At 69.8% G+C, this 18000-nt stretch carries 1 protein-coding gene; it reads left to right on the top strand.

Annotation, left to right across the window (positions count from 1 at the left end; genetic code table 11):
* The first annotated feature begins 543 nt into the window (after positions 1-543).
* Entirely contained in the window at positions 544-17961 is a 17418-nt protein-coding gene (locus AC5WS8_RS33355) for a hypothetical protein (RefSeq protein WP_496107254.1), read from the top strand.
* The last annotated feature ends 39 nt before the right edge of the window (positions 17962-18000 follow it).

Consider the following 18000-nt stretch of genomic DNA (forward strand, 5'->3'; position numbering starts at 1 on the left):
CCAGCGCACACCCCCGTCTGCTCCGCGAGCAAGATCGTGCCGCGGAAGCACTGCGCAACGCGCTCCTGGGCAGTGCAGCGGTCCTGCTGTCCCGCACGCGAAGCCACCAGATCACGGAACAGGCCGCAGCCACCGACGCGCGGCGCCCTGCTCCTCCGGCATCCCACCGTGAGCCTCCGACCCCGGGCACGCCCGGACCGGGGCGCCGGGCACCCGGGCGCTGAAATCAGGAGCTGACATGCCGCTGCTCGTAACGCTTATGTCCCCGCCAAATCGGTCCTCCAGTGTGCGTGAGCCGGTCAATGCCGGACAGAGGCGCGGCGGTGGAACGTGAGCTCCTCAACACAGACCGACCCCGAAGAAGGGAACACGACCGCGGGCGACCTCGTGCCACCAGCCGGCACACCAGAGGAACGGTCCGAACCTGGTTTCGTTACCCGGGTCACCCCTCCTGCGTGCACGGCAATTGACCGGTCCTGGTGGGCGGGTGCCTACGGTCAGTGGGACACGTCCAATGTGGGGCGCAAGGGTGTTCCGCCCGCCATGGTCAAGTTCGCGCGTGAGGCGGAGGCTGCGGGATGGGCCGTTGCGCTGAGAGCCGGAACCGTCGACGCTCCGGACAGTGAATCGTCGCTCGGCGTGTGGGAGTGCGAGGCATCCGGCAGGGCGCACGACAGCCGACAGGGCGGGGAGTCGCTTGCCGTTCTTTCCCTGATGTGGACGCAGGAGGACGGGCGTAAGCGCTGGACGTTCGATACTGAGCGCTCCGGGGCGGAGTTCGGCGGCCGGATCCTGACGGGCTACGTGACGCTGGAGGACTACCGGCGCGCCCTGTCTCAAGCTCGGGTCCGGCAAGTGGACCCCGTGGCAGAGGCAGCGGAGACTGCCGCTCGAGAGGCCGCGGAACGCGCGAAACTTGAAGTGGAGGACGCAGCCGAGCGAGCAGAGTACGCGGCGGACGCTGCCGAATACGCACGCCAGTGGGAGCGCGCGGCGGATCGGCAGGCTGAACGGTTCGGCGACTGGGTGGCGGACAGTGGCGTGCTGTGGCTGGGGGACTATGCGGCAGCGTGGCGGAGCTGGTCCGCGACCGAATCGGCGGCATCTGAGGCATACGCGGCCGTCATGGCCGAGTGCCGGGCCCACCGTGAGGAGATCTCTCGGCTCTGGTCGGTGGACCGCATGGAGCGTGAGCACGTGCCCGACGGTGCCGCGCTTGTACGCGAGGCGGCCGAGTCTGCGACGCGTGAAGTGAAGACACTCATGACCCGCGCAGCCGAGGCGGAAGGTACCCCGGGCGCCGCGGACATGATCCGTCGTGAGGTGCTGCCCGCGCTCGTGTCGGCGCGTGAAGCGGTCGAGGCGTACCACGCGCACCGGGCAGAGGAGACACGCGAGCACACCCTGAAGGCGGCGGCGGACGCTGACCAGGTGCGGCCGGTCGTTGCGGTACCCCAGAGTGACGCCGCAGCGGACGGTCCGGCCATGCCCACGGCAACGTCTGATATCGACACGGACGCCGTGGCACGCGGCGTGGCGCTGGTGGACAGGACTCCGTCGAAGATCGAGTGGCACCGGGACGCGCCGGAGTCGTCCGCTCCGGTCGACCTGGTCACGCTTGCGCGTGAGGCTGCCACACGTGGCTGGTCGGTGAAGGTGGGCCGTTCCATGACGGGCAGTGAAGGGCTTGGGTGGGCCCTGTCGCTGTCGGGTGAGGTGGCGGTGCCGGCAGGTGGACCGGTGACGGTGGTCTACACGGGCATGTGGACGGGCAGGCCGAAGTTTCATCGGGCGGTCAAGCGGGTCGGTAGCACACGCATGGACCGGCCTTTGATGTGGCCGGAGTTCCGCAAGGTGGTGCGTACAGCGGAACTTGTGACGACGGCCCCCGAGGCAGGCCAGGGCGACGCTCCCCAGGCGGCGCGGGTTGCGACGCGCGGGGAAACGATGGCTCGGGGGATCGCTCCGCGGGCGGGTGAGGACTCCCACAGCCACTTGGGCGGGTCGGGGATGCTCGGCGCGGATGTGGTGCGGCGTGCATACGAGCGTGCTCACCAGGGCGATGGGGCGCCAGTCGCGTATGCGGCTGACGTTGTGTCGGATCCGGGCGGAGTGGATGCCTGGGAGTCCGAGGGCGGCGTCCTAGAGGGCGGAGGGCGGCCGCTGCTGATCTGTCACGGCAACGGTGGCGGCGTGTTCCCCGTGGCGTTCCGTGGCCCGTATGAGGGGACCGTACGCCTGTCGCGTGACGTGCGGCTGCGCAGGGTGCGGGGGGAGCTTGCGGCAGCGCGGAAGCGTGTCGAGTCGGCCGAGTTCATCGCGCAGGAGCGTGCCGCCTGGTCGGCGGACATGCGGGAGGTGGAGCAGGAGGCCCGCCGTAGCGCGGGTGTGCTCGGGGATCACGTGTGGCTCAGCGCAGAGCACGCGGGTGACTGGCGTACGCACGCGTACGACGTGGCGCTTGCTGCCGACCGTGCGGCGCGGAACGCGCGGGATGCGGTGCGCGCTCTGGAGCGGGAAGAGTCCGCGATCGTGACGGAGCAGGGGCTGGCGGGGGAACGCGTAGCGGCGGCAGGTGCGCATCTGGCGCGGTTGCATGCGGGCGAGGTCCAGGCCGGTCGTGGCGCGTGGCTGTCCGAGGACGGCGAGGCTGCGATGGTGTTCACGCTGCCGTGGGACGCGTCGCACGACGTGGAGCAGATTCCGGGGGGAGCGGCAGCGGATCAGATCACGGGGTACGCGGCATTCGTCGATGTGCTCGGGGACGCTGTGGCCGCGCGGGATGAGCGGCGTGCCCTGACGGCGAAGGACGTTCCTGGCCGTAACCGGATGGGTGGCCACGGCCCGGATACGGACCTGCGGCGCGCCATCGTGAACGCGTCCAAAGGGTTGGATGCCAAGCCCTGGAAGGCACCGAAAGTCCCGGAGGCCGGAACGCCGTTGAATGCCGAGACCCTGGCGACGTGGGACACGGTGGGGGACGTCGTGGCGGAGGCCGAGGCGGCCCCCGGGGTGTGGCTGCCCATGGCTGCCGTAAGCCTCGCGGAGGTGTCCATGGCCAATGGGTGGACCGTGGCAATGCAGCGCGACGGGGGCACGGTCGTGGTGCGGGCGGCGGGGGCGGCGGTCAAGAACGGTGAGCCGCTGCCGTACGAGCTGCGCGCAGTGTGGATTGACGGGGTATGGAACGAGGACCAATCGGGGGCCTGGGTGTCCGGGCGGCGGGTGACGGCCAAGCGGGCGTTGCTGTGGTCGGCGCCGGTCAAGGTCGGGCGCTCGGGTACTCATCAGGAACCGTCGCTCCTGTCCACGGTGCAGCATAAAGCGGAGCCGGGGACACTCGGCGTGCGCACGCCGGAGTGGTCGGCACCGCCTCCCGCCGGGGTGTCGGACCCCGGGAGCATGGAGGGGTGGGAGGACGAGGGGGGCGTCCTGGCCAATGGCGATGCGGCGACCGTGGAGCACCCCGGGGTGACCGCGGCCGCCGCGTCGACCGACGAATCCCTGAGCAAAGACGGAGCCCCGGTGGAGCCTGGGCCCGTGCCGGAGGTCACGGCCGTCAGCACCGACGAACACGGGGTGAGCACGTGGGAGATCACGGGGGACGCCCGTGGCCGGCTCACCATGGGCGCTGAGGTCAAGGTCCCCGGTTCGGCGGTGTGGCTGCGGGTGGAGTCCGTCAGGCTCGCCCATGGCGGGTGCTGCGAGGTCTCAGGTACGGCCGTCAACGGCATGGGCGCGGGCCGGCCGTGGGTCAGTGAGCGAGTGGACCACTCCGACCGTTCGGTGCCATACGTGGTGGCACGCGGGCACCGGCCGCCGGTCAACGTACCGAAAGCGCCAGAGGCCACCACGGTTTTGGACAAGCCCATCGACGCCGGCGTCTCGGGAGGGCAGACCAACGAAGAGGTCCCGGCTGATCAGGGGGCTCCCGCCAGCGCCGCCGAGAAGCCCGTCGGGCAGGACACAACAACGGATCAGCCGGACGGCACGGGAACGAGCGCAACCTCGCAGGACGACGGGCGAGAGCAACAGCACGAGGGCGCCCCGGAGGAGAGTCCGTCCCAGGACGCTCCCGCTTCGGACGGAGACGGGCTAGGCACGGTCGACCTGTTCGAGTCTTTCGACCTGACCCGTCCTGATCGCGTCCCCGCTCCGGCACCGCAGGAGGAACCCGCGCCCGAGACGGAGGCCGCGTCCACCGGCGTCGAGGACGGGCGGATGACCGTGGAGCAGCAGCAGTCCGAGGCGGCGGCCGCCGAACCGGATACGGGGATCGTCGACGAGCGAGGACTTGCGGCCGCTGGATGGCGCAGTCTCGCGCACGCTGCCGATCTCGACGCCGCTGCGGTGCTACGGCACTACGAGCCTCTGCTTGAGGTGGTCGGGCTCAGCGGCTCCGATGCGGTCTCCTACCTCACGGGTGAGACGGCCCTCGACGACGGCAGGTACGACTCCGACACCCCGTACCAGCGCCTGATGGACGACATCGGGCGTCGTGCGGACCGGGTCGGGGGCATCTCCGAACGCGGCCGCGTGGTCACCATGCGGGACGTGAGCGAGGGCCGGAGCACTCTGCACCGGCACCTGATGAACGTCACGTTGGGCGTGGACGACGTACGGCAGGGCCGGGAGGAGCCGCTCGGTATCGACCTGGCGGCCATCCTGGCCGACCCCGACTCCCGCTTCGCACTGCCCGACGACCCGCAATGGCGCCTGGCCGCCGCCGTCCCCACGGGCAAGGTCGTCGTCGCCCATGACCCGGAGACCGGTTACGCCGTCTTCAACACCTACCGAAGGCGCAAGGCCGGGGAGGTGCTGCGGGAGCAACGGTTCTGGTGGGATCGCGATGCCGTACCGGAGGGAGTGTGGCGGCCGAGAACAGACCATTCCGAGGATGAACAACACCAGGCGGTCCGTGAGCTGCTCGCCGCGCTCACTGCGGCGGGCATCGATCACGCGGTGCATGGCCAGGTGTTTACCCACTCAGAAGACCCGGTGCGGCACGAACCCGTCCCCTCCCCGGAGCTGCAGAAGGAAGCTGAACCCAAGACGGACAACGTCCCCATCGAGCAGCTCGCGGCAAACCCCAGCCGCGAGAACACTGACGGTCCTGCAGAACACCCCGAGGCCGCTGGGGAGCCAGCACCTCCGAGCGGGCCGGACGATCAGCAGCCCACCGCGGGCGACACTCCGGTCGAGGAGTCGACCGGCGGGGCGCCGGCGGAGACATCCGCTCAGGTGTTGGCGGGCATGCCGCGTAATGCGGGCGTGCTCTTCCACGAGGCGGCCGACCGGGGTTGGGACGTTCGCGCGGAGCGCCATTGGACGGGCCGCGCATGGGCGCGCCAAATCGTGATCACGGGGCTTGTGATGGTGCCCAAGGGGCTGGAGGAGGTAGAGCACATCGCGGCGTGGTCCGAGGACAAGGGCGGCTTTATGTCGTCGGCGTCGTCGGCCGGTTTCAAGGATGTCCGGTCGGCCGTTGCTGCCCAGATGCCCGTGAGCCGCGAGGCGGAGGAGTCCGGCCGGACCGTGCTGGGGCGGGATGCCGCGACCTGGGTACGTGAGATGACCACGGCGGCTGCGAAGATCACGGCCGGTCTGGCGGACGTCCGCGACGCGTACAACGCGCTGGACGGTACGGGGCCGGTCGGCCATCGGGCCGTCGAGATAGCGGGGGCCGCCTACCGCGAAGCGACAGATGCGGAGCGGCGCGCCGTCGACGCCGTCAAGGCCGCCCGGGCCTGGCTCGCCGAGTCCAACGGCGAGGATGCTCGCGGGTGCGCTGCCTGGCGGCGTGTGATCGTCCTCGCCACACAGCGGGTGACCGATGCGGCCGAGACGATCGCGGGCGCCCTCGACCGCGCAGAGTGCGAAGAACTCGCTGCCCCCGTGATCGCGGAGGCTCAGGACCGGCTGAACGCGCAAGAGGCGGCATGGCGTGAGCGCTTGGCGGCCGAAGGTCGTTCGCCGACGGCGCGCGGGTACGGCTCCCTGATCTACATGCTCGAGGACCCGGCGCGCGACTGGGCGGCTTGGTTCGATGGCTACACGGATAACAACGGCGTAGCCCACGACCCCCAGGGTGACGCGTCTCTGTCGATGGTCGCGCAGTACGACGCATGGGGGGCCGAAAGGGCCGCCCGTTCGAACGGCCGTCAGGTGTCGTTCCCGTCGCGGTATACGTACGCCTCGAACATGGCGCACGACCGGCAGAGCGCGGCGGCCGTGGCGTTCGCCCTGGCGGTCGGTGAGCACATCGCGGCGTCGGACGATGACGACGTATCCCCGATGGTCCGGGGAACCCGTACTCTCCTCGCCGACATCGCGGCCGTGCGCCGGAACCCGAAGGGGTTTGCCACGGCCAATGAGCGCAAGCACCTTGCCGATTGGGTCACGTACCCGCACGGCGACAACTACCGGCCCGGGGCGGCCGGGTTCGCCGAGCATGCGCCGGAGCTGTGGGAGGCGTACGAGACGGCGGCCCGGACGTATGCGGGTGTGCAGCACTTCCGGCACGCCCTTGCATGGGATCGGAAGCAGGCGGCTGAGCGGGCCGAAGAGATCAGGCAAGCGGACGCCGAGGGGCTCGCCAGTCTCACGGCTGCCCGTGAAGCACGCCGGGTGTCGGGCCGCGAGGCGGAGGAGTGGGCCGCGGCCGTCGAGCGGTTCACCACGGCCCGTGTGCGGGTGCACGAAGCATCGACGCTCGCAGCCGGGGATGTGGAGCGGGCCGAGGCGTGCGGGGAGCGCGTACGCGAGTCGGACGAGCTGGCGGATGACGTGTGGTCTGCCGTTCGGTTCTGCCGTGAGGCGTACGACGACGTCCACCGTGCAAAGCGCGAGGCCGACCATTATGCGGAGTCGGCGGAGATCTACCGGGAAGCCGGACAGCTCGCGGACTACGTGGCCGAGTGCGTACGGATGGAAGATGCGGCGCAGCGTGCCGAATCGGGGCGTGAGGAGACGCTGAACCTTTACGGGTGCGCGTTCGAGGACGCCACGAGGGCTGAGGAGGCTCGGCAGACGGCCTGCGCGGCGGACGTCGCCGGGCAGGTCGCTGCCATCGTCGAGGTGATCGCGTTTCACCAGACGCCCGGCGTCGTGGGCCGCGTCGTCTGCCAGTGCGGCGCCGTGCACGCGGGGTACTTCCCGCTGCACTCCCGTGGCCTCAAGGGTGAGCAGCCGTCCGGCATGGCAGACCTGACCGACTGGGACATTGACGACGCGCTGGCCGCCCGTGGCCTGGCTGCCTCGGCCGACCGCGATCAGTGGTCGCGCGGCGTTCTGGTCACGACCGAGGACGGCACGGCTGGCTTCGCTACCCGCATCCCGGTGACGATGGACCGGCGGGCAGCCGAGGCGTACGAGGCCAGCCGCGCGGAGCGGCAGGAAGCAACGCAGGCCGCGACCGTCGAAGACCGGGAGCCGGAGGCCGTAGACGACCCACAGCCGGCCGAGGCTGGCGCGCCAACAGACCTGTCGCCCCTGTGGGCTCGTGAGGCCGTAGACGCCCGTACGCAGGCGATCGAGTTTGCAGCCAAGGGCACGCGCCAGCCGAAGGGCTTCCCGGTCCGGCCGGTGGAGGGTGAGCGTGGGGTGTGGGAGTGCGGAGGGCGGTTCTACTCCGTGAGCCACAACGGGCGGGACGAGTCCCTGTGGGGCGATGGCTACCCCAACACGGTGCACGACATCACGGAAGTACGGGCACGCCGTGGTGGATTCGGTCCGGCAGCGCCGATCATCGGGCACGCGCACGGCACGGCCGATGCGCGGAAGCCCATTCGCATGTACGCCCGTGAGGTCGTCGAGTTGATCACCGCCCAGGGGGCCGAGGCGGCCCGGGAGGCGGAGCTCGAGCGGATCGCGTCCCTTTCCGGCGCTGAGTTGGCGGCCGAACACATAGAGCGGGCGCGCGGCATGGCCGCGGCTGTGGCGGACGCCGCAGGGCCATCGGGTGAGCTGGCGCGGCGGACGGCGGCGGCTGAACTGGCGGCGGCCGAGGCACACGCCACCCGCTACGACACTCCCCAGGCGGACGCCGAGACGGACCACCAGGAGACGGCTGTGGACGCGGAGACGGACAGGCGCGAGGCACAGCTTCGGGCGGCGCTCATCGAGGGCGAGACGATCGTCCCCGTCTCGTACACCGACCGGCGCGAACCGGTGGCCGGCTGGATCCTGACGACGGCGGCCGGGCACACGTTCCGGCTGCGCCCTGTGACGTACGCCCGTCCGGATGAGGACCAGTGGGAGGCCGGTCACGACGCTGACGGCTCCCACTGGTGGGCCGCGAACCTGGACGACCGGCCCCTTACCGCCGTGCTGGCGCGAATCCGTGAGGACTCGGCGACCCGCACCAAGTTCGCTGCCCTGTGGGCCCGGTACGGGCACCTGACGGCGCAGGCCCCCCAGTTCGGGACGACCACGGACCGCGTCCAGCTCGAAGAGGGCGTGTACCTGGTCCGCCGGTTCGGCTCCATCGGCCTTATCGCGTCGTGCCGGTGGGGCTGGGAGCACCTGACCGACCCGGACGGCGCGCAGGGCCGCACCGGTGAGGACTGGTCCCGGAAGGGCCCGGATAACCGGCAGTACGTCGCTGAGTGGAAGATCTGGAACTCAGCCCAGGGCGCCATTCCGAACGCGCGGCTTCGCGTCGTGGCCCAGCTCACGGACGACATGACCGGCACGCCGGACGCGTACTGCGATGCGTCGGCGCCGTACGTCGGCAAATGCTCGGCGAAGCGCTCGGGCGCCCGGTACACGGTCGCTGTCGTCACCGACCAGGGAGCCGAGCTTGGCCGTTACACCGTTTGCGCGCGGTGCCTGTCTCACAGGCTCCTGAACGAGGAGGACGGCCGCGACGGGCGCACCGGTCACCGCGATGTTCAAAGCCTCGCTCAGGCCCTCGCGAAGGGGGATCCGAAGGTGTGTGCCCTGCACTGGGAGCAGTGGCCGGACCGGATCGCCGAGGTTGCCGGACAGATGCTGTCGGCTGCGCTGGACGCCGGGGAGGTCGCCCCGTGGCCTGCTCAGGCTCTGGCCGATCAGATCATCGCCGAGGCGTGCGAAGCCGGGGATGACCGCGCCAAGCGTGAAGCGCGGGCGGAGGTCAAGGCTGCGGGTGGGGACGCGAAGGCGCAGAAGCGGGCGGCGGAGGAGGCGGCCGCGGCTCGCCAGGATCGGGCCGCGCTGGTTGCCGGGCAGGGCGCAGCCGGGCGCGCGTTCTCGGCTCGGATCCGGGCGGAGTCGGCTAGTAAGGAGACCGCCCGACACCTGGAGGCGGGAGACCGCGCCAAGGCGGAGAAGGCAGCGGGGAAGGCGTCGGAGTGGGCGGGCACCGCCATCGAAGCGGCCGAGGCCGCGACCGCTGCGGGGTACGGGCCGACGGAGGACGAGGCACGCGCGGACATGGAAGCGGCGAACGAGGCCGCTCGCGCGGCCGTCGCAACCCTCGCCGGACTCGCCGGCTCGGGGGTGGAGGCTAGCGAAGCGGCACCGGAGCCTGCCGAGGAGGCCCCCAGGGTCGTCGACGTCACCGCGCTGACTGTCACCCCGCAGGACCGCGACGGGGAGCCGTCCCGCTATGAGTTCACCGTCGCCGGCCCCGGGTTGACCGTCGGCGAGTACAAAATTTCCCACGACTGCCAGGGCAAGGACGCCCGGGGGATCATATGGCGGGCGTACTGGCACGGCGTAGAACCGTCGGGCCGGTGGGACGTGATCAGCATCGGCTCCGGTGAGGGCAAGGGCGCGGCCCTGGCGGCCGTCGCTGAGCATGCCGCCGAGACCGGCGGGGACCTGGCGACCGGGTTCTCCGCCGCCCGCCGCATGCGCTATGACGCCGGGCTGTGGTTGCTGCCGGAGGTCGGGGAGTCGGAGGCGATCGAGTACCACCCTGACGGCTCGTGGACGATCACTGCCGAGACCGGCGCCCTGTACACGGTCCACCGGGAGTGGGAAGGCCGCGACGCCTCCAACGACCTGGCACCGCTCCTGATAGAGGACGAGACAGGGGCCCTGGTCGCATCCTGCACCGCCGTCGACGGCTACATGTCCGCATGGGCGCCGATGCTCGAACGGCTCCGCCTCCACGCCCGGGCAGTTGCTGATGAGGCGCCACACCGGGCGGCTGTCACCCTCGGGGGGCCGGGACAGTCATGGGTCGAGGCGTGGTGTGTGTGCGGCTGGACCGAGCGCGCCGAGGTCGCCAAACACGCCGACCGCGCCCCCGCTGGTGAGGCGCTGGCCCTGGCGCACCAGCGGGCCCACGACCCGGAGACGTCAGCAGCCGGCGCCCAGGTGTTCGGGGCAGAGACCGAACACGCAGAACTCCCTCCGTCGGCAATACATGACGACGCCCCCACGCCAGCCGCGTCGGCGATCCCGAGCGTCTACATGGCGGTCCCGGCTGCCCGTGCGGCGGCGGTCGACCTCGCTGAATCCGCGTGGGGTGTCGAGTGTGACCGGCACGGGCCGGTGACGGTGTGGGTCGACATGCACGGCGAGACGTGCCCGCAGCACCGTGCCGGATGGTGCGAGACCCGCGCGGACGCCGAGCACGCAGCCGCACTGCACAGGGACGCGCACGCGCGTCGAGATGCGGACGTCATGTCCCCGGCCGAGATCGAGCGTGCGGAGGCGCTGGGCTGGTCGGCTGCCCAGTCCGACATCGTGAATTGGGTCGCAGACGGCAAGGTCGGTGAGTTCCCGGACGGGTTCTTTGCCCTCGATGTCGCCTACGACAAGCCCGACGTTTCCCGGAAGCTGAACCGCAACCGCGTGCTGAACCTGTGGGCGTCCGGCCACCTGCTGGTCGACCTGGACGCGAACGGGGCCCGCCGCTTCACCCTCTCCCCGGAGACGGAAGCCGCGCGCAAGCTCTACAACCAGGCCCGGCGCCTGGGGATGATCGAGGCCGCAGCGAAGGACAACTCGTTCGGCGTGTCGAAGGCAGAGCGCGACGCCTACCCGCTCATGTCGGAGCGGCGCACCTTCGACGGGGAAGAGCCCTGGCAGGACCCGCCGGAACACGAAGTCCGGATCGTCTGTCACGACGGCGACAAGGTGTCCGCATACAACCGAGGCCACGCCTTCTACTGTGTGTGCGGCTGGAGCCAGTACCGGCCGGAGGCGGACGCGGCCATGGCCGAACAGATCGCGGCCGAACACGCCAACCCCGCGCCCGAGGAGGCGCCGGACGCGGCGCCGGTCGAAGAACTGCGGGCGTACATGTTCAACGCGGGCAAGGCGGGCCTGTTCGTTCATGTCACCGGTCCGCGCGAGGAGCACGTGAGTGCGGATGAGCACGTGGCAACGTCGGACAGTGTGGAGTCATTCCAGGTGGAGGCGCTCACCGGCGCGGACGCCGATACTGCGCTAGCGGCCGCCGGGTGGGAGCGGAGCGGCCCCTGGGACGAGGACCGGTCGGCGCCTGTACAGCGTGCCGCGCCGGCCGCCGAGGCTGACCCCGCGCCGGTCGTGCTTCCGGCGGAACCGCTCACGCTCACCGCGAACCCGGTATCGCCCGCGCTGCCCGCCGGTGAGTCGGCCGAGACGAATGGCGGTCGCACCCGCCTGCAGGTCCTTGAGGCAGGGGAAGACATAGCCCCCCAGGACACAGGCCAGACGGAACAGCTCGGACTGTTCGGTACGGACCAAGAGGACAGCCCGAAACCGCCAGCACCGCCATCCCGCGAAAGCCGTACAGTCGAACGCGGCACCTTGTGGCCCGGCAGCCTGGTCACCTTCACACTGGACGACATCGACGCGCCGAAGCCCGCCGACCGTGAGCGCGGCCCCTTGGTGATTACCGGCCATATTTACCCCGGCTACAGGCCCTCGCTGGGGACGAACAGCCGTGCAGTCCTCCTCGACGCAGTGGTGCGCGACTCGGGAGGCGACGAGGTGGCCGCCGGGGACATCGCTGTGCAGGCCATGCCCGAGCGGGTACTGCTCACCCCTGCCGGCCACCGCAAGGACCTGTACCCGGAACTGCGCGGCGTCACAGATGTCCGGGTTGGCGACCTGGTCGCCGAGGGCGGCGCTAGGGGTGCGGCCGTCACTGCGGTCGCCTACGCCAGTGATCCTCGCGGAGCGAGCACGTTCGTCACCCGGGATGTCGTCACCGGCGTCGAGCACAGCTTCACCCGGCTGCACAGTAATGGTCTCTCCGTGGTGCCGCGGGAGCGCCGCCTGCCCAAGGACGTGGCCCCGTTGTTCGGCGAGCACACCAGCCACGACAACGCCTTGGCGGATACGCACACCGTTCTGGAGAGCTACCAGGCCCTTCAGGAGGCGGCGGCGCTTCAGTGGCCTGACGGGGACGGACCGCAGCCCGAGCTTCGCAGTCTGCACACCATCATGAGCTCCATTTCCCCTCAGGGCACTGGAGCGGAGGCATATCGGTCCAATGCCGAGGCGATGGCCGCCGCCCGAAATGCACTCGTCCGGGTGTTTGCCCAGGCTGGCCGCGTAGCCCGTTACCAAGGGCACATGGGCCGCCCCCTGCACGAGCTTGGCCAGCTGCTCGACATTCAGGTTTACAAGCTGTCCGCCTTCGCCGCCCGCCTTGAGGTACAGGCGGAGGCCTCCGTGGGTGACGATGCCAGACCCGCCACGGCAGCCGACGTCACGCAGACCGAGACTGCTGAGACCCCGGCTGACGAGGAAACCCGACCCGTTCGCCGTGCCCCGAAGCAGGACGAGAAGCCGAAGCACCAGGAGGAGCAGGACGCCCTGTTCTACCTTGCTCAGCCGGAGGCCCCGACAGAGACATCACCAGCAACCACGGCCAACGCCGACGAAGCTGACTCAGGCGACAGCCTCAACGACACGGAGGTCGGAACGCCCGGCCCAGGCGGAGACCGGCTGAGCACCGGCGAGGGTGGTTCATCCGATGCCGACGACCGGGACGGTGCGATCCTGGATGACAGAAGCCCCTCAGCGCTGAATCCCCTCGGAGTTCATGAGAGCGAACCGCTGGTAGACGAAGATGCAGCTGCCGGACCGCGCCCGCACTCAGGGCCCGCCCCTGGGGCCGTCGCTCCGGCTGTCGCCACCGCACCACTGGAGGACTCCAGGACACCGGTGCCGCGCGCACGACCAGCGGACACACCTCTACGTCCCGGCCGGCTGCTTCACGCCGACGGCACTCCTCTGGTCCTGCACCTGTCCTTTCCTGACAAGGCGGCGACCTCGCATCCTGTGACAGCGCACGGGGCAGCCGCCGCTCCCTTGGGGACCGGCGAGTGGCAGGTCGTGCTCGATGAGAAAGGAAGCCGGATGGTCGTTCATCCGGCGCTCATCAGCCGCCCGGACACCCCGCGGTACCCCGGTGTCGAAGACCCTGAGGAAGTGGCACGCTGGGAGGCTCTGGACGCGTCCGAGGCGATCGGCGAAGACGCCGCTGTCCTTCCCGCACGGTATGTGCGCCCCGGTGACCGCCTGGCTATCACCCGCAGCGTGAAAGACAAGGAGATCACCGAATACCTCGAGGTCACACGCCTCCGCAGCCACAGCCCAGGAAAACGGGCCAGCAACGGACTGGAAGTCACCCTGGCGGGGCCCCGCGGTGGAACCAGAAAGGTCACCCTCGAACCAACTGCGCACGTCACCATCGCGCACCCTACGGCCCACCCCGCCGTAACGGCTCCCGCAGACGGGCGCCCCATCACCACACGCCTGCTCCGGGAGCTCTGGGCCGAGGGACCACAAATCCGGCAGGTACACGACCCGGACACACTCCAACTGATCGCCGACGGGCAGTTTGCGCTGCACCAGCAGACAGACAGCAGTTGGGAACTCCTCCCCGCCACCACCGCCACAGTCATCTGGCCAAGCGAGTACATCTACGGCTTCGACGGCGAGCCGCCATGGCCCCTCGCGGGATTCCCCGACGCCAACCAGGCGAAGGAGTTCGCGAACCGCCTCACCACCCTCCTGTGCAACGGTGCGCCCGGCACCATCGACTTCGCGTCACCCGACTTCCCCGCAGCAGCACAGACTTGGCGCAGCGAAGACGGTGCTCCGCTGTACCTTGTCCTACTCGGCGAGCGTGCCGCCTTCGACCGGTCACATGGCTACGCCGACTCACACGCGGCCGCGGAATACCTCAAGTTCGAGTCAGGAACGCGACGACCGCCGGCACCCGCCGGCCAACAGTGGGCAGACCGGCTGGAGGCCGGAGACGTGATCCTGCTCGAGATGGATGACGAACTCAGGCCGTTCGACATCAGAAGCCGAAGCACTAGCTCGAGCGGACTCGTCACACTCGTCCTCGACAGTGACGACACGGTACTTCTTGCACGCAACATGACCGTGCCGAGCGACGCCACACAGCCAGTCACCGCCAACGGAGCGGCCTACGCAGACCTTCAGGCTGGCTGGGCCGTCCCCGAAGGAGCCTGGGTAGAACTCGACCCCGCAGATCTGGACCCTGAGTTGCAGCGGTCCCTGGAACATCCACAACTCCGGGAGCCCGGATCGCGAGTACGAGCGAAGCTCAGCACACGCGACGACGACACCTACGAGATACGCCTCAGCCAGATCCGCCTGGTCACAGCAGACCAAGAGCGACACACTCTGGCCCAGGACCTGGTCATAGAGCAGCCCGACCTCCTGGTCAGGCTTCACCCAGCCACTGCGGCCGCCGAAGAGGCCTCGCAGCTACCATCAGGACAAACACTCACCAACGGCAGTCAAGGCCCCAGCCCCGACCCTGCGCCGGCAACCACAAGCAGCAGGCCCACCGCCTTGCCGCCAGCAGACCAGCAATCCGGCGCTGCCGCACCTGGCATCGGTGCGGTTCGTTCTGAAGACGACACACCCGCTCCCGAAGCGGCCCACCCGAACCCAGAGGAGACCGCCGACCAACAGGCCGCCACACCAGCGACGCTTGCGCCCAATCCAGATAAGCAACGCCGCGCCCAAGAGATCGCCGACGCCGCTACCGCCGCGACCCGCCCTGAACAGGTCAGAGAACTCTGGGAGGCGGCACGCAGCGAATCGCTGCCTCCAGACACCCCGGTTGACACGCCCGACGGGACAAAGCCGCTCCGGTCCTACCTCATGGTCCGGGGCCAGGACGTGGCGGCGCGCACTGCTGCGACAGACACCACGTCTGCCGCAGAACACCCCGCACCGTCGCCCGACGACACGCCCCCGGCCTCAGACACGCCGGGGCGGCCTGAACCCCACAATGCGGAGATGGCCGAACCTGAACCGGTCCAGGCAGCCACTCTGTACGAGCTCGCCAGTTCGGTCCTCGGCAGCGAACAAGCGCCCGCGGCACCCACGGTGCTGGCAGACCTCGATGGAATCACCCTCTACCACATGGTCAGTGCGGTACCGCCGGAAGCAGCCGACGACCATGTCGGCTCCCGATGGCTCTACCTGGGGCTGACCGACGACACCTCGAACCCCTACATCCCGATCGCGGTCATCTCCGACGCGGACCTCTCCCGCATTGCCGCCCCAGACTTCGAGCACGCGGTTTCTACGTGGGCACATGCCGCCGAACCCGGACTGGTCAACCTCTCAGACACGGCAGCGCCCGTTGGCGGCCGCAGCCCCCAAGAACACTACGCCGAAGCAGCCGCCGCGGCAGCGAAGACCCCCGACGAGCCCGCGCCCGTGGACGAGAGGTCCATCGCTCGCACAGCGCGCCAGAAACTGCCAGAGCTTCCTCAGTTGCCACAGCCGGCCCGCAGGCGTCCGAGCGAGGCCGCGGTGACAACGGAGCGAAACAGGCGCGTCCTGCGGCCATACGAGCACGCCGCACGGGCCCTCCGCAGCGTCAGCGAGGGACATCCAGTAACAGGCGATGCCCGCGAAGACCTTCGTCGAGCACGCCACTTTCTTGGGGATGCCGCCCAGGCCCTGGCCGAGTACGACAGTCACATGCCGGATTCCGCTCATGCCCGATCCGTCCGGGCGCAGCTGGATCATGTGGGCACGGGGATCGAGCAAGCCTTGGCCGCGCTGCCTGAGCGCCGCCCACAACTTCTCGGAGACGGACCCAACGGCGGAGCGTTCCTGCACCCGTGGGACCTCGCCGACGAAGACTTGATCAGCTTCCTGGGCACCGAACCCATGACGCCGGAGGGCAAAGCGAAGCCCTATACAGGACGCTTCCGCCGCCACCTCATGCCCGATCTCAAGTGGGACGAACTGGGCAGTACACCCGTACAGTTTGAGCTGATGACCTGGAACGAGATGCGAGGGGAGTGGGAAGCAGACGGGCTCGAGCACTACGCGACCATCCCTGTCGGCGGACTAGTGGAGCGCCTCACTCCCGAGCAGTGGAATGCGTGGCTTCGCCTGCAGCAGCCCGCCGCGGCCAAGCTGGTTGACGAAAAGGCGCCGGTGCAGGACGCCAACGATGAACCTCGCCCGCCGAGCACCAGCCTCGTGTCAGACAGCGCGACACTTCGCCGCGGCGCACGTGCCCACGGCGGAACGGGTGAGTCCGACGAGACCCAACTAACCGCCCCCCGCCCCGAAAACGCGACCGCCGCCGCTGACGACGTCCTTAACGGTGCGGCGCAGGACAACGATGGCGGCGGTATGACCGAACGTCAGAGCCGCGAGGACTCGGCCGGCTCCCAGCGCCAAGGGGCAACGGCAGCCCGGCCGGAGCCCGCCCCACTGCGCGCGGACCTGCTTCAGACTCATCCCGCCGGCACCGAGGAAACTCAGGCCACCCCCACGCCACCAGTCGAACGTGCCCCGGAGTCGCGCACAGAGGGCGCCGCCCGCCGAGCTGGGGCCAACACGCCCCCTGCCGGGAACGTCGGCACCGTCGCGGAGAAACAAGGCCTCCAGGCAGCGGTCTCGACCACCGAGGACCGAGCCCGCACGATCCGCGACCGCCTCGACCGGCCCGAAGATCATCTCAACGCCCTCCGTGAACTGTTCGAAGCCCTCGCTGCTTCAGCCAGCGGCTCCAGCACGGCCACGGTAAACGCCTCGTTCGGCGCACCTGCAGCGCATGAAACCAAGCCAGCCCGACAAGGCATGCCCCCAGCCCTCACCAGTGCCCGAGCGGACCTGAACACCCACATTGAGGCGATCAACGACTCCCCGCGTACCACGCCACGGCTCCGCACCGAGCTGGGCGTCCTCATCGCGCAGATCGACCAGACACTGCCGCAAGTAAACGCAAGCCACGTCAGCCAACGCCCCACCCTCCTGAACAGAGCACTCGACCTGCTCGTCCGCACAGCGGAACGCCTCAAGGACCTCGCCGCCAGACTGCAGGCCCCGGCGGCCAGCCAACGTATCGAGCAACTCACAGAACGCCTGCGCGGCTCCCGCCCTCAACTCGCCGCGCCTCTGCTGGCGCCCCGCGGCGACAAGCGGCTCCAGGCCTACGCCACCACCCAGAGCACCATCGAGACCCAGCTGGCCACACCCGACCTCCCCTTGGAACAGCGACACGCCCTCCAAGAGGAGTGGCTGCTCAACCGAGCACGTTGGCACCACCACTACAAGGCCCACCATGGAGAACCACCCGAGGGGCTCATCCCCCAGACCGGGAACCGGATCGCCGGCTACCCCACGGCACCTTCTCTGCGGCCCAGAATCATCCAGGAGCTGGGCGACTACCTCCGCAGGCGGGCCAGGGATCTTTCCTCTGTACCAGCGACCGCTACCCAGGCGGAGCTCTTCGTCATCCTGGCCGCCGCGTATGAAAAGCACTCGCCTCCCACATCCCCCACGACTGCTCCACCACAGCCACCCCTGAGTACCTACCGCTCGCCGCAGGCCGCAGATCGCCCGGACGTCCGTGCTGCCGCGCGCCGCCTGGCCTCCGAGGCCACCCGGCGAGCAGCCAACACATCCGGCGCTGCGCTCCCGCCTCGTACTGGCGACCGCACGGTCGCTACGCAGTCGGAGCAGCAGCGGACAGTGCATCCCGCCTCTGCATCCGCAGCCCGTGGCCCTTCCCCGACCTGATCTTCACCGCAGTCGACGCACCCGGAATCCAGGTCCGCC

It is taken from the genome of Streptomyces sp. PTL18, from assembly GCF_059510295.1.

Coding starts and splice junctions, on each gene's coding strand:
- AC5WS8_RS33355 (WP_496107254.1), top strand. CDS start 544: ATGGTCAAGTTCGCGCGTGAGGCGGAGGCTGCGGGATGGGCCGTTGCG.